This window comes from Lachnoclostridium sp. MSJ-17 (genome assembly GCF_018918205.1).
Taxonomy (GTDB): Bacteria; Bacillota; Clostridia; order Oscillospirales; family Acutalibacteraceae; genus Ruminococcoides.
Genome location: NZ_JAHLQB010000097.1, coordinates 23,496 through 38,737, shown reverse-complemented (window position 1 = coordinate 38,737; position 15,242 = coordinate 23,496). Strand labels below are relative to the sequence as shown.

At 42.6% G+C, this 15,242-nt stretch carries 14 protein-coding genes; 13 read left to right on the top strand and 1 reads right to left on the bottom strand.

Annotated features, from left to right (window positions below):
• Positions 1-210 precede the first annotated feature (210 nt).
• The 4 genes from KQI64_RS08465 (at position 211) to KQI64_RS08450 (ending at position 4,570) form a co-directional block, all read left to right on the top strand.
• Positions 211-621, top strand: a complete 411-nt coding sequence (locus KQI64_RS08465) for a ribbon-helix-helix domain-containing protein (protein ID WP_216524255.1) — start codon at positions 211-213, stop codon at positions 619-621.
• A 165-nt stretch (positions 622-786) separates the two neighbouring features.
• Positions 787-2,004, top strand: a complete 1,218-nt coding sequence (locus KQI64_RS08460; RefSeq protein ID WP_216524254.1) for a site-specific integrase — start codon at positions 787-789, stop codon at positions 2,002-2,004.
• Positions 2,005-2,374: 370 nt separating this feature from the next.
• Entirely contained in the window at positions 2,375-3,190 is an 816-nt protein-coding gene (locus KQI64_RS08455; protein WP_216524253.1) for a hypothetical protein, read from the top strand.
• Positions 3,191-3,199: 9 nt separating this feature from the next.
• Positions 3,200-4,570, top strand: coding sequence for a hypothetical protein (locus KQI64_RS08450; protein ID WP_216524252.1), 1,371 nt, complete (start codon positions 3,200-3,202; stop codon positions 4,568-4,570).
• A 29-nt stretch (positions 4,571-4,599) separates the two neighbouring features.
• On the opposite strand, the gene KQI64_RS08445 is transcribed toward KQI64_RS08450, so the two are convergent.
• Entirely contained in the window at positions 4,600-6,276 is a 1,677-nt protein-coding gene (locus tag KQI64_RS08445; protein ID WP_216524251.1) for an ATP-dependent nuclease, read from the bottom strand.
• A 177-nt stretch (positions 6,277-6,453) separates the two neighbouring features.
• Between KQI64_RS08445 and KQI64_RS08440 the strand changes: the two genes are divergently transcribed.
• The 9 genes from KQI64_RS08440 to KQI64_RS08400 all read left to right on the top strand — a co-directional run bounded on the left by KQI64_RS08440 (position 6,454) and on the right by KQI64_RS08400 (position 15,208).
• Positions 6,454-7,194, top strand: a complete 741-nt coding sequence (locus tag KQI64_RS08440; RefSeq protein ID WP_216524250.1) for a hypothetical protein — start codon at positions 6,454-6,456, stop codon at positions 7,192-7,194.
• Positions 7,181-8,929, top strand: coding sequence for a site-specific DNA-methyltransferase (locus tag KQI64_RS08435; RefSeq protein WP_216524249.1), 1,749 nt, complete (start codon positions 7,181-7,183; stop codon positions 8,927-8,929). Before KQI64_RS08440 ends, KQI64_RS08435 begins: the two co-directional genes overlap by 14 nt.
• A gap of 8 nt (positions 8,930-8,937) precedes the next feature.
• Complete coding sequence (locus KQI64_RS08430; RefSeq protein ID WP_216524248.1) at positions 8,938-11,550, top strand: DEAD/DEAH box helicase; 2,613 nt, start codon at positions 8,938-8,940, stop codon at positions 11,548-11,550.
• Positions 11,551-11,721: 171 nt separating this feature from the next.
• Positions 11,722-11,964, top strand: coding sequence for a hypothetical protein (locus tag KQI64_RS08425; RefSeq protein ID WP_216524247.1), 243 nt, complete (start codon positions 11,722-11,724; stop codon positions 11,962-11,964).
• A gap of 293 nt (positions 11,965-12,257) precedes the next feature.
• Positions 12,258-13,226, top strand: a complete 969-nt coding sequence (locus tag KQI64_RS08420; RefSeq protein WP_253289238.1) for a Fic family protein — start codon at positions 12,258-12,260, stop codon at positions 13,224-13,226.
• Positions 13,227-13,228: 2 nt separating this feature from the next.
• Positions 13,229-13,612 carry a hypothetical protein gene (locus KQI64_RS08415; protein WP_216524245.1) on the top strand — a complete coding sequence of 128 codons (384 nt, stop codon included), beginning with the start codon at positions 13,229-13,231 and terminating at the stop codon, positions 13,610-13,612.
• Positions 13,613-13,651: 39 nt separating this feature from the next.
• On the top strand, positions 13,652-14,392 hold the full coding sequence (locus KQI64_RS08410; protein WP_216524244.1) for an EFR1 family ferrodoxin: 741 nt from the start codon (positions 13,652-13,654) through the stop codon (positions 14,390-14,392).
• The gene (locus KQI64_RS10775; RefSeq protein WP_442912074.1) at positions 14,319-14,534 is read left to right on the top strand and encodes a hypothetical protein; all 216 of its coding nucleotides are present in this window, start codon (positions 14,319-14,321) and stop codon (positions 14,532-14,534) included. The genes KQI64_RS08410 and KQI64_RS10775 overlap by 74 nt, the downstream gene beginning before the upstream one ends.
• A gap of 5 nt (positions 14,535-14,539) precedes the next feature.
• Positions 14,540-15,208: an HAD family hydrolase gene (locus KQI64_RS08400; RefSeq protein ID WP_216524242.1), complete on the top strand. Its 669-nt coding sequence runs from the start codon at positions 14,540-14,542 to the stop codon at positions 15,206-15,208.
• Positions 15,209-15,242 lie beyond the last annotated feature (34 nt).

Here is a 15,242-nt window from a genome sequence, read left to right as displayed (position 1 = left end):
CGGTGCGGTTCACAGCGGCCGGCAACGCCGACCGCAAGCCATTTTTGAGGGTTTCCTGTGCAGTATTCTTAGGTTGACACCTGTTTTCGGTTTGGTGTAACAAATAACGCTGTTATTTCTGACATTCGCGTGTCTATCGAAAAAACGGGCATTTTTTGGTTGCTCACCATGTTGGTGTAATTTATTTGGAGGGTTAAAGGAGGTGAAAAATTGGATTCGGAAGACAAACAAAGGGTAAGTTTGTACCTTGATAAGAAAACGGTAAAAACGGTCGATACGTTCATCAAAAAGCACGGATTTCATTCGCGAAATGAGTTTTTTGAGAAGGCTGCGGAGAACCTGATTGCCGACGAAGCTATCAAAGCCGGCGGTGATGTAATGAGCGAAAAGCTCGCAAAAGCGGTTGAAAATGTGTCTGAGGACAACGCAAAGGCGATCTCCAAAGGAATGTTCCGATACGCGGTTCAGCTCGAAATGCTGATGAGAGTCATCGCAAAGGCAAATCATTTTACCGATGACGAGCTGGAAGATATGCGCAGAGAAGCCATCAATAACGTCAGGAGAACGCGTGGCAGAATCAAGCTCGAGGACATCGCTAAAGGCTGGTACAACGAAGAATAACGCTGAAAAATATCAAAACGTCAGAGCATTGTCCGTACAATGGGACAATGCGGTGTGCTATAATAAATCAGACACAGAAAAAATTTTTCCATTTCGAGTGGAAATCTCTGGATATTATTCAAAAAATGTGGTAGTGTTTGGTGCAAAAGAGAGGAGGAATAGTCCATGTCACAAAGAGAAATCCTGACAAACGGCAACGCATTTAAGAGAACAGACGGTCGCTGGGGCGGCACAGTATGGTATCTCGACGAGCACGGCGAGCGCAAACGCAAGAGTTTTTCGGGCACGACCAAGGCTGAAGTCAACAAGAAAATGAAAAAATATATCATTGAGTTCAACGAGGATAAAAACGATTCCGTAGAATCTTTAAAGACGCTGGAGGAGGGTTTGCAGAATTGGCTGCAGGTTTTCAAGTTTCCAGCCGTGGAGCGTACCACCTATGACAGAGCTGAATCTATCGCGAAAAATCAAATCTATCCCCGGCTCGGAAAGAAGGTAATCGGAGATATTACCGCCGCGGATATCAAAAAGCTGCTCAATTATTGGATGACTGAGGACTACGCATACACGACTGTCAAGAAGGTTTACACACTCCTCAACGAGTATTTCAGGTATCTTTATCAGCAGGAGATCATCACAAAGAACCCGATGGCGAACGTCGAAATGATCAAAAAAGCGAACTTCATGTCAGCTCAGGGTAAAGAAAATCTCCCTCCGACGGACACGATTACAGTGCTATCGGAGGAAGAAATTGAAAAGTTCAAGGCGGAAGCATTCAGTGTGTTCGGCAACAGCAAAAGAAAATACCAGCAGGCGGCAGCCTACATTCTTATGCTGAATACGGGAATGAGGACGGAAGAAGCCCTCGGCTTGCTCAACTCGGATATCGATTTGGAGAACCGTGTCATGCACATTCAGCGCGGCGTAAAAGAGGTCAGCAAGCGAGACGGCGTCACTGCGGAAAGTGGGAGAGAGGTGATTGTCGGCAAACTCAAGAGCGCCACCAGCAAGCGCAACGTCCCTCTCAATGATACCGCTATCGAAATGATCAAAGACCTCCGCAAGGAATTCTACTTCGGCGAGGACAGCCCGCTCATCCCTGATGAGCACGGAGAAGTCACCCGACCTGTCAACTTCCGCAAGAGATTCTACAGAATCCTCAAAGCAGCCGGCATAGAAACAAAAGGTCTTCATTCTCTCCGTCACACCTTTGCCACTCGATTGATCAACGGCACAAAGGACAAAGACGGCAACATCAAGTCGCTCACCCCGCGTCAGGTAGCCGACCTCCTCGGTCACACCACCTCGGAAATCACCGAACTCTACTACGTCAAGCGCGATATGAAGATGCTCAATGGAATTACGGATGGGTTTGAATTGTAAAGAATAAAAGTAATTGTATCGTTGACGGCTATCAAATGATATGGTAAGATTATTTATAAAAATAGTTGCGTTATTACACTAAAAAATTTGAGGCTTCACTAGAAAGTGTGGGTAACCTTAATCCGCGTTTATGCCGCGAAAGCTATTGACAATGAGTATGCATATGGTAGGCTAAATGCCGGGCAGCAGCCCATTTGTGGGGCTTGCCTGCGCTGACGGAATACCATATGCATAGAGGCTCATTGTCAATAGACCGTGGAATAAATGCGATTTACAGATTTATCAGTTGTTTTCTACTATACTGCAAATTCTAACCCACTGGTTCTAGGGAAGAGCCAAAAATTTTGTGCGAAATGTGGGGGATAGAATTATGATTGAGTCAGAAAGAATACCATATCTGAAAACGTTGATGTACATTGCAGCGTCGGATGATGATATTGCTGATGAAGAAGTGGAGTTTTTTGTTGACGCTGGTTCATCCTATGGGATTAGTCATTCCGAAGTGTTATCTATCAAAAATGAGATTGTTGACAATGATGAGAGTTTAGAAGAAATTGTAAGCGGAATCACAGAAGACGAAACCAAGATGGAATTGTTATGTGATTTGCTGACAATTTGCTATGTTGATGGCAAATATTCTATTTTGGAACAGGCTGGATTGCGCGCTGTTTGTGAGATGATGAAATTGGATGAAAAACAGCTTATCGCTTTGGAAGAAGAGGCAGAGGAATCTTTTAAGAAAGAAAATAATCCATTTAATCTGTTTAAGAAGAATTCATTTCGGGGTAAAATGCTCTCCGGACTAAAGAAAGCAGTTGATTCTTCAAAAGCCGGAACAATAATCGTCGGCAGAAAAATGAAGAAAGGTGGCAATGCTGTAGCCCGTTCCGTAACCTTAGGGATCGGCTTTGCAGGCAATAAATTATCAGCCTCTATAGAATCCGCAAAGAAACTGAGGGAGGAAAATAAGGCTCTCAGAGAAAAACTGCAAACCAATACCGTCAGTGAAAAAGTAAAACAGAAAGTAATTACTCAACTTAACTCTAAAGTTTCAACTTTGTCGGCTCAACTGAAAATGGAACGAGAGCGTAACCGCAGAAATGAAGAGATGATAGAACTTTTACAGGCTCAAATAGATGATCTTACAATTACTCTGGATGTTGCGCAAAACGCCAAGACCGCGTAAGGAGACATTATGGATAAAGACAGCGTAATATTGAAGTATGAGCAGGAAAGAACGGATGATATAGAAAGAGAGACCTTGGAGCTCGAAAAAAGCGGCAAAAGCCAAGAGGAACGTCTTAAAGAGATGGAGAGCAAGCTCCAAGGATTGTATGCTAAAGCCGGAAAGAAGCCGCTGAAAGAGCGAGTTGGTCAAAGACTGAAAGAGCTGAAGAAGGACAAACCCGAAGAACAGCCCGAGTTATCTTATGATGAGCTGTTCGCGTTAGCAGAAGATTCTCTCAAAGAGAGAGGTCTTTCTCCGGATGAAATGGATTATCAAGACCTTGTGTCCGAAGAAGAGTTGAAAGAGGTCATCAGGGAGTTAAACGAGCCGATACCCAGAGAAGCAACATGGATAAAATCTGATTTTATCATCGTGTTTATCGCTGCTGTATTAGGCTGTGCGGTAGATATTGTGCTCAGCAACAGAGATAATAAGTTAACCGGAAAAGGCTCTAAGTTCGAACAAAAACTCCGTCAGATTCATGATAAGACTCATCCGCACGCCAAAAATGCTCCTATTGATTATCAAGGAAAAGGATTTGGCGGAGGCATGCACCGAAGCAGAACCAGAGGTCACGATCCGTTGCGGTTTGTTGAAGGAATAAAGCAGTTCAAAAACGGAACGTTTGAGGGTGTTTATTATCAAAATAATATGCCGGTTCATGTAAAAGTTGGCAGCAATCAATTTGGCACTCCCTACGGTCAGCTGTCAATGATAGACGCAGTTATCAGGTATCTTGACCATATGATAAAGGATTTTTGTTCTGCGGCCAGTTTGCCTTTCCCTGGTTTCTCTTTTCTTGCGGAATCTAACAGCAGACAGATTCGAAAACTGGCAGCTGATATGTATGAAAACGGCTTTAATTGCAGGAACATCGCTACTCAGTCGTTGTCGGCAATTATCATAGAAATGATTATCCGGCTGTATTTCAGCATTAAATCGGTGCAAACATATATGAATAATGTTGAAATAGCGGAGGACTACTCGAATTATGAAGCTATAAAACAATTCTTCAAGCCTGCAAACAAGGAGAAGCTCTATGAAATGCTGCTCGTTGCGCATTCCATTGTTACTGCTGTCAATGTCGGCAAAATTGTAATTGAAATCGTTGCATCCGAAGGTGGTGCGCTTGCTCCTGCATTATCGAAAATCAATATTGCAGAAATCATTGCAGTCGTGAATTACGGAGCAAAGGTGACCAACGCGACGCTAAAACGAACCAACGAGTATAACAAGGTGGTTTATTACTTTGACGGAGTTGGTGAAAGCTGGGAATCTTTGGATAAGGAACTGACAGCTGGGGAGATAGAAGCGATTACAAGCATAGAACGAGATTAATCAACGCCATTATGGACAAAACGATGATATCATGAATTCCAACGTTCGATTGTATTATAGAGGCTTAAGATTTGCTTCTTTAAATCTAATACATCATCTGCATGGACATCATCTATGAAATTTACTATTTCTGTAGCAAACTTAACTTTTGAATTTTGAAAAGAACTGCATTCGGGCTTTATGTAATCGGGAAAAAGTTCATATTGATCTATTTGAGGTTTATTTGTTCGGTATTTGTGGTTGATACTGTTTGCAGACAAATAGTTTTCTATTTCTTTTCCTTTGGTTATCCAACAGAATAGGTTGTGGTTTTTAAATTCTGTTTTTATTCTTTTCTTTGTATCGTTTATCTTTGCAAATTGACTTTTTTTATCTGAATCAATTACAATTGCTGCATTTCTATTGGTAACAAGAACATTTATTAAATTATCCATGTCATTGGTAGAGTAATGCGCTAATAATTTGCCGCCGTAATATAAAAACTGATAGTTTGAACCTTCTAAATATTTTGAATCGCAAAACAGTTTTAACCAATGATTGATATATACTCTGTCAGAAGGACCTTCTACCCAAATAATGCCGTTTGTTTGAAATAAGTCACTGGCTTTAACATCTAAGTCATCAAGAATCCTGACTTTATCCAAATGACTTTCTACGTCCTTGATGGTGGAGATTCCGTTGCTCTTTTCAATGTGGTACAACTTGGTATTATCTTTACAGAACAATGTGTTGATGGCAACGTGTGAATGCGTCGTAAGAAAAATATGGGTATCATGGTGTAAAGCAAAATTATATATGTATTCAAATATTCTTCTTTGAAGGGCGGGGTGGAGATTGTTTTCGATTTCTTCAAAAGCATAGATTATCTTTTTGCCTTTATATTCCTTCAAATTTGGAATGATATATAGATTTATCAGAATAAGGATTATCGTTTTCAATCCGCTTCCTGATTTTGATAAAGCAAATCTCTTGCCGTTTTCTTCAAGAAAAACTTCCCAAACATTCTCCTCGTTTCCGTGCTGAATCTCTTGAATTCTGATATTTGTAAAGACGGTCTCCGGTGACATGATTTTATTTAGCTCTTCAAGCAGAGTATTCTCAACCAATTTCTCATCATAGTCGCTGTGATTAACAAATCGTCTCAAAATATTGGTTGCGCCTTCACCGCTGAAGGAAACCTCATTGCTTTTTCTCTCTTCCTCAGGGACAATATCCCTTTCTGCGTTAATACGCCTGAATGAATAATCGTTAAGATATTGGCGGTATGAATTAGCAACTGTATGCCACCGTCCGATTTCCAAGATGGTGTTTTCTTCTTCAAAAAAGGATGAATTCAATTGCAGATGTTTATCTCCACCATAAGGTCCGGTTATTCCTAATCTGCAAAAGAGTTTTTTGCCTAAGAAGTTCTTTCCATAAGAGAAATGATTGCCTGATATTTCTCCACCGTATGTATCTTTACTGAAACCTGACTGTATATGTTCTTCGTCTAAAAGAAAAGAAACATCTAGTTGTTTTATATTATGATTGTTATTTACATAGTTTTCAAAGATTAATACATACTCGATAATGTCAATTACACTTGATTTTCCGCAATTATTTTTGCCGATAAAAGTAGTAACATAGGGTGTGAAATCTATCTCGTGCAAGGTATCATCAGAAAAGCTTTTATATCCTGAAAACCTAATCGATTGAATATTATCCATGCCAAGTCTCCTCTAACTTAGTAAGATTATATATTCAATTATATCATGTTTCATAAAAAAATCAAAGATGATTTGCTATAGTTTTGAAAAAGCTGTCGGATTTGTTGAATTATACAGGATTCTTTGATAAAATAATAATCAGTAAGAGTTTAAGACCATAGATTACAGGAGTATAATATGTTGCAATTCTTAAAAGATATCTTTGGCTCATTGGATAGATTTGCAGTTTTTGTTTCAGCCATTGCGGCATTAATGGCGGCTGTTTCTGCTGTTGCCGCAGTATGGGGGAATCGCCGCAGTCAAAGGCATTACAAGGATAGTATTAGACCGCAGTTGAGCATGAAGCTGATTGATTATAAGTATGAATTGTATTTATATATAAAAAACACCGGTCGAACTGCTGCAAAGAACATTTCCATACAGATCAACAGTATTGAGAATAATGGCGACAGAGATTTAAATCCCGGAAAACTGTTTGAGGCTGCTTTTGAATTATATCCCGAAGAATCAGTACAAGAAACGGTTGCGTATTTGGGAACGAATATTGCCTATCACGCCTGCCCTAAAGTGGGTATTTCGGTTGAATATACCGAAGGTAATAGAAAGAAGAAAATAAAATTTTCAAGAACGGTTTCATATTTTCCTGCTTATTCTCAGAAGGTTAGCGCAGATGTTAATCTTGACACAAGCAAAATTGACAGCTCGTTGGCGAGCATTTCACGTGCAGCAGTTCGTACAGCAAATTATTTGGATGGTAAGCAAATAGCCAGTTTTGATAATCTTGAAATCATTTCAAGAAAAACATTGGAAAACGATTTACGTAAGTCATTGGGAAAAGATGAAGTACCTGTAATGAAGCGCGAAGAGGTTTTGCATAACCATTTGGGAAGAGGAGAAGACAATAATGCCCACACTTGATTGGATTGGAAAGAGCAAGGTTGTGAATCATCATTTGGACGTTCCGTACAAGGTATTGGAGCGGCAGTACAGCTTTGGCAAGGACGGAAAACACGCGGAGGACAACAGCAGCGAGAATATGATCATTCACGGTGACAACTTGGAAGCGTTGAAGTCGCTGCTGCCGCAGTACGAGGGCAGAATCAAGTGCATCTATATCGATCCGCCGTACAACACGGGTAATGAGAATTGGGTATATAACGATAACGTCAACGATCCGAAAATCAGAAAATGGCTCGGCAAGGTCGTCGGTCAGGAGGGCGAGGATCTGAGCCGTCACGACAAGTGGCTTTGCATGATGTATCCGCGCCTAAAGCTCCTTCACAGGCTGATGGCGAAGGACGGTGTTATCTTTATCAGCATAGATGATAACGAGCTGTATAATCTCAAAATGATTTGTGACGAGATTTTCGGCTCGAACTGCTTTGTTTCCAATATTTCTTGGCAGAGGACATATTCAACCCGTAACGATTCAAAGGGCATTGTCAGCGAAGTAGAGCATATTCTCTGCTACAGTAAGCAACCGAATTGGCAGCCGAACAAGTTGCCGAGAACGGCTGATATGGATGAAAGGTATTCATCACCGGACGGCGATGATAAAGTATGGAAATCCGGAGACGCAAGTGCGCCGGGAGCTTCAACACATCCGGGTATGGTTTATGCAATTCAGCATCCAATAACGGGGAAATATCTATATCCACCTAACGGGAGACACTGGACTTATGGACAAGAACAAATGTTAAGTATAATGTCCGAATGGGCTGATTACACTCTACAGCCTTTAGATGATTATGAAAAGCGTGTTGGCATTTGCGGACAGTCCGATATTGTACCTGAAACAATCAATTCCATAGTATTATCCAAGCCCTTTGAAGAAGTTAAGACTGAAAGTGTAAAACGATATGAAGCAGGCAAATGGCCTCTTTTATACTTCACAAATAAGGGAAAGGGCGGCATTGCCTGTAAAAGATATTTGGAAGAAATGGGAGGTCGTGTGGTTACTAACCTTTGGCAGTATGCTGAGGTTGGACACACTGACGAAGCTGCTAAAGTGCTAAAAGCTATTTTTGGCGGCAAATCAGCATTTGATACACCAAAACCTTCTCGCTTAATTGAAAGAGTTCTGCAAATCGCTTCCGATAAGGATTCTATCATCCTCGATTCTTTTGCAGGCTCCGGCACAACCGCACACGCCGTACTGAATATGAATAAGGCTGACGGCGGCAGCCGCAAGTTCATCCTCATTGAAATGATGGATTACGCCGATTCCATTACCGCCGAAAGAGTACGCCGTGTCATCAACGGCTACGGCGACGGCAAAAAAGCTGTTGAAGGCACAGACGGCGATTTCAGCTATTACGAACTCGGACAGCCTATCTTCAACGGCGAAATGCTCAATGAGGAAATCGGTGAGGACGAAATCAGGAAGTACGTTTATTTCACCGAAACAAAACAGACGTTGGAGCCTCACAAGGCTGACGAGCCTTATTATCTCGGAAAATATGTCGATAACGCTTATTATTTCTACTATGAAAAAGAGCAGATCACAACCTTGAACAACGATTTCCTGAACACCATTCAGACAAAGGCAGGAGCCTATGTGATTTACGCGGATTTGTGTACGCTCAGCGACAGCGAGCTTGAAAAGTACAACATCACGTTCAAGAAAATTCCGAGAGATATTACGAAGTTATAAGGTGCATTATGGAACTAAAAAATTACCAAAAGCGAGTGTTGAGAAACCTATCTTCTTATCTCGGCTTCTTAAATGAATACGATATGGTTGAAGCGTGGAAGCAGTATTGGGCTGAACAGGACATTGCCGTAGGATTTGGCGGCGTTCCGCAGTATCGGGACGAAATCAAAGGCGTTCCGCACATCTGCTTTAAAGTACCCACAGGCGGCGGCAAAACGTTTATGGCGTGTTCCTCGCTGAAACCCATTTTTGACAAAATGCCTTTGGATAAGCCAAAGGTAGTTGTCTGGCTTGCGCCTTCCGACGCGATCATCGAGCAGACGATCAACACTTTATCCGATGTCAATCATCCGTACAGACAGAAGATTGACCGCGATTTTTCGGGCAAGGTCGGTGTTTATACCAAAGAGCAGCTTTTGAACGGGCAGAACTTCTCTCCCGATACCGTCAGGGAAATGCTGACGATCTGCGTGTTGAGCTATGCTTCTCTGCGCGTTGACAGCAAGAAGAAGGACGTTCGGAAGGTATATCAGGAGAACGGCAATTTACAGCGTTTCGCCGAGTATTTCAAGGACGACGATGTTCTGTTAGCCGACACCGATGAAACGGCTTTGATTCAGGCTCTGCGCCACTTGGAGCCGATTGCAGTTGTAGATGAAAGTCATAACGCGCAGTCAAAGCTCAGTGTAGAAATGCTTGGCAACCTTAATCCGTCTTTCATCCTCGATTTAACCGCGACGCCGAGGAAGAACAGCAACATTATTTCGTATGTGGACGCTCGTGAACTGAAAAAAGAGAATATGGTCAAACTGCCCGTTGTCGTGTATAACCGCGACAACGTGAAGGACGTTCTGCGCGACGCAATAAAACTGCGCGGCAGTATCGAGCAGCAGGCGCAGACAGAACAGCAGCTCGGCGGCGAATATATCAGACCGATCGTGCTGTTTCAGGCAGAAACAAAAGCAAGTAAAATTACATTTGAAAAACTAAAAGAAAAGCTAATAGCAATTGGAATCCCTGAAAAGCAAATTGCGATAAAAACATCAGATGTGAACGAATTGAAGGGCGTTAATCTGTTAAGCACCGATTGTGAAATCAGATATATCATTACGGTAAACGCACTCAAAGAGGGCTGGGACTGCCCGTTTGCGTATATCCTCGCTTCTGTGGCAAACAAAACCTCCAGAGTGGACGTAGAACAGATACTCGGCAGGATTCTCAGACAACCCTACGCAAAGAAACACAAAATGCCCTTGCTCAATACCTCGTATGTGCTTACTTCTTCAAGGGATTTCCGCACGACGCTCGATGATATTGTCGTCGGCTTGAACAAGGCAGGATTCAGCAAGAAGGATTACCGTATCGGCGAGATTGAAAAGGCACCGTTTACGCCTGATGATGGCGAACAACAAACCATTTCGGAGCCGGAAGTTGCCGCAGTAACAACAGATAGCGGCGCTGATTGGTTTGATACGGAAATTCCCGACGATTTCCGTGTGGATACTTCTGTTGTAGGCGGCGACGATACAATCGAAACGATGGTTGCTACAGCGACACAGGCAACAGAGAAATACGACGAGGAACTAAACGACGAAAGTAATGACGGATTCTTAGGCGGTGATTTAGGCGATATTTTGAATCAATATCCTATGCAGGAGCAATTTAAGGAAGATGCGGCTTCTTTGCGTATTCCGCAGTTTTTCCTCAAGAGTACGCCGAATTTGTTCAACAATGGCTATACGCCGCTTGAAAAAGAAAACCTGTCCGATGGCTTTTCACTCAATAAAATACCTGCAGACATCAAGTTTAACTTGGCGACGGGAGAAATGTATGAGATTGATGTTGCGGCGCAAGGTGAAGCAATTCCGAAGTACCGCAGAGCATCTAAATCGGAAAGCGACCAGATCAGAGAATATTTGCGGACGATTTCAAGTGAACACCGCATTGATGCTTGCGCTTCTTCGCTTACGGCACAGATCAATAAAAACAACCGCTATGCAGCAGAGGAAGTAACGGCGTATGTTACCCGCGTCATCAGTGAAATGGACGAGGACGCGCTAAACGCAATGGAAAGCTCAATCCCGTTCTATGCTTCCAAAATCAGAGATAAAATTGACGAATATGAAACGGACTACCGCCGTAAGAAGTTTTACGACCTTATCGAAATGAATAAGATCGTTTGCAGAGCTGACGACGCATATGTATTTCCAAGTGTAATAAGACCTTCTGTCAGCTTTACCAGCTTGGATAAATCACTTTACACGGCAGAGTGTGATGACCTGAACAAATTTGAATTCAAGCTGATTAGCAATATCGCTTCGCTCGATAACGTTGTCTGGTGGCATCGCAACATCAGTAAGCGTGGGTTTAGAATAAACGGGTTTATCAATCATTTTCCCGACTTTATTGTCAAGACAACTACCGGTATCGTTGTGCTTGTTGAAGCCAAGGGTGAACAGCTAAAGAACAATGAAAGCGAAGCAAGGCTTGCGCTTGGAAAAAAGTGGGATTCAATATGCGGCACTCAATTCAAGTATTATATGGTCTTTGAGCATAAGGATATGGAGATTCCGGGTTCCTATACGATGGATAGATTTATTGAGATATTGAAGAATCTTTAATCTTTTTTGAACAGGTTTTCATGTAAAAATTCATGTCAAAATTTGAGATGCCTAATCAAAGATAAGGGAAATTCCACTGTACTATAGAAATATCGCAAAGTAGGATTTTTCAGAAAAATTATTATTTCTGCTTCCGATTTTCACAGAATATTTTGATGCTCTTTTGATGCTGTGCCGGACGGAAATGTTGGATTTGTTACCGCCGGATGCACTTTTGCTGCTCATTTTGAGCATCAAAAAGGGAATTTCAGACCGCGCGCCGTGAGTTTTTCAAGAGAGAATAGCAAAGAGAAAAGTCCGAAAAATGGCTTGTTCAAGCCGTTTTTCGGACTTTTGAGTTTGGCAGGGGCAGAAGGACTTGAACCCTCGGCACGCGGTTTTGGAGCCAATGTAGAAAGCAAAAAAAGCGCATAGATATGCCGATTTCAAGCCATTTTTGTATCTGCAAAATATTATTGATGCTATTTTGATGCTATTGGTTATTCTGTAAAAGAATTTTGGCGTGAACAGGGCAAGAGTGATGCTCTGTTTTTTCACTCACGCCGAGCATAGAAATCAAAATTTGCGACGCCTAATCAAAGAGTACGGGTTAATGTAACCTGTCGGAATTACCAAATAACTTTTTCATCTCTCATTTTTGATAGAAATATGAGAGATGAATTGATTTTTGAGAGATGAAGTGGTATACTGATAGCGGAGTGATTGTTATGCAGAAATATCCGTTTCAAATCAATACGAAAATACTAAGGCTGACATCTGAAATATCCGAGCTGGTCGGCTCTATGTCATCGCTTAGTGAAGCCGCGCGTTCGCCGCAGTTAAGAAGAAGCAACCGCATTAAGACCATCTATTCTTCGCTGGCGATTGAGCAGAACACACTTAGCTTGGATCAGGTCACGGCGGTCGTGTCGGGCAAACGCGTATTGGCGCCGCCGAAGGACATCGCGGAGGTGCAAAACGCCTTTGAAATCTATGACAGGCTTGACGAGTTGAACCCGTATTCGATAGACGACCTGCTGACAGCGCACGCCGTTATGGTAAGAGGTCTGCGCGACGATGCTGGAGAGTTCCGCTTGCGACCGGTCGGTGTGGTGGATTCTCAGGGCAATATCCTGCATTTCGGCACCTTGCCCGCGTATGTTCCGCAGTTGGTTGAAGAATTGCTGGACTGGACAGAGAATGACGAAAACCCTCTGCTGATCAAGAGCTGTGTGTTTCACTATGAGTTTGAGCTGATACATCCTTTTTCCGACGGAAACGGACGCATCGGCAGGCTGTGGCATACGCTGCTGTTGTCAAAGTGGAATCCGCTCTTTGCATGGGTGCCTGTTGAATCAATTATACACGACCGTCAGAGCGAGTATTATCTGGCAATCAACAACGCCAATAACGCTGCCGACTCCACTTGCTTCATCGAGTTTATGCTGTCGGCGATCAAGGACGCGCTCTTGGAAGTTACCGCTCAACCGTTAAAAGTGAAGCCGAGAGCGGAAAGCAGAGAGCAGGCAGTCCTCGATTATCTGTCCAAATACGATGAAATCGCCAACAGAGACGTTCGCAATCTGCTGTCAATCTCGGCAGCTACCGCCAACCGCGTGCTGAATGAGATGGTAAATAAAGGACTGATTTTCCGCTTCAGGAAAGGAAAATTGTGGGCGTATCGAAAGAAGGGGTAAATATGAACAAAGACGAAAAAAATTACATATGGCGTTGGTGTCTTGTTGGAAATATAATAGAAAAACATCCTTATGGTGAAGAACATGAGATCCGATATGGCTCAAAACATTTCTCAGGAGGAACGAAGGTATATATTGCGCCTGCTCAATGGTGTGATGGAATGGAAAAAATAGTTGTACTTGGGCTATCAAGATATAGCCGGAATTTCGTTGAAGTGGTTATTTCAAATAAACTTGTTGAGAATTTCCGATTGGGAAAGGTGTATCAACCTGCTTTACTAAGACGTATGCTGGAGTCATCATATATTTGGTGGGATGATTCTGAGAAGGATAAAGAAAGCATTATTACCTATATAGAATCACGCACTAATGAATCAGAACAATAATACAGTTATCAAATTACCGGATGAAAAGGAAGTGAGCGGATGATACTCTATTTCAGCGGAACGGGCAACTGCAAATATGTTGCCGAACAAATCGCGGCGGCGATCGGCGACAAGGCAGTTCCTGTTGAGAACAACGACGGCAGAATAGACTTGAAAAAGGGTGAGATTTTCGGAATGGTATTTCCCACGCACTTTTGGGAGATGCCTGCCATTATGCGCGAGTTTTTGGAGAAAGCAAGCATTACGGCAGAGGGGGAGAATTATGCCTTTGCTATAGCGACCTACGGCACCACACCGGGCTGCAGCGGAACGGATGCGAAGAAGCTTTTGCAAAAGAAAGGTGTCAGCCTCAGCGCGGCGTTCAGCCTGAAAATGCCCGATAACTGGACGCCCATGTTCAACCTCAGCGATGCGGAAAAAGTGCGCCGTCAAAATGTTGAAGCCGATAAAAACCTCGCAGTGCTGATCGAAAATATCAAAGCAAAGATAAAGGGCAACCGCGCCACGCCCAAGGCTCCGTATTTTGTCCGTGCGATGTCCGATAAAATGTATCTGAAAGCGCGCATGACGAGTAATTTCTATGTTGAAGATTCTTGTATCGGCTGCGGCTTGTGCGCAAAGCAATGTCCTGTGCAGGCTATCGAAATCCAAAACAGAAAGCCCGTATGGGTAAAGGAGCACTGCACGCTATGTCTGCGCTGCTTGCATTTGTGCCCGAAATTTTCCATTCAGTACGGCGACGGCAAAACCAAGCAGCACGGGCAGTATCATCATCCTTAAAAACAATAAGGACAAATGGCTGTTCAATACAAAACAAACCGATTGCTCTGCTTTGCCTGAAAATACCTCTTTACCAAAGAATGTAAAGAACTATCTTCTTTCGGGCGGAGTAATCAGGAATGCTTATGGGAGATTGAGATAATACTCATGAATAAAGTGAAATGGATTTTCTTTGATATCGGCTCTACACTGGTTGACGAAAGTGATGCGTACAAAAATAGGATCAAAAAAACGATAGCAAATACGGATATCAGCTATAATGACTTTTATCAAATAATGGAAAAGATTGCAAAATACGACCAAAACGCTTATAACAGGGTGGTTGAAACATTTGGTCTGAAAAAGGCTCCTTGGAACAGTAATGATGAATACGCTTACCCTGAAGCTGAAAATATCTTGAAAGAGTTAAGTGAGCGTTACAAAATCGGTATCATTGCAAACCAAAATCCCGGCAGCAAAGAACGATTGAAAAAACTCGGCTTATTGAAATACATTGACCTCGTAATCGCTTCCGCCGAGGAAGGCGTCGAAAAGCCCGATCTGCGTATTTTCCAACTTGCTCTCGAACGTGCAAACTGCAAGCCCGAAGAAGCGGTAATGGTCGGTGACAGAATTGATAATGATATAATACCCGCTAAAAAAATCGGTATGAAAACAGTGTGGATCAAACAGGGCTTCGGCGGACTTTCAGAACAGATGACAGAAGCTCAACAGTCGGATTATTCGGTCGACAGCCTTAATGAGCTTTTACCTCTGTTTATCAACCAATCAGAGAAAAAATGGAGCATAAAAAAATCGAAAGAAAGGAAATTATAAAACAGCAGCAGCCTTCGCAATATGAGCGGAAGCT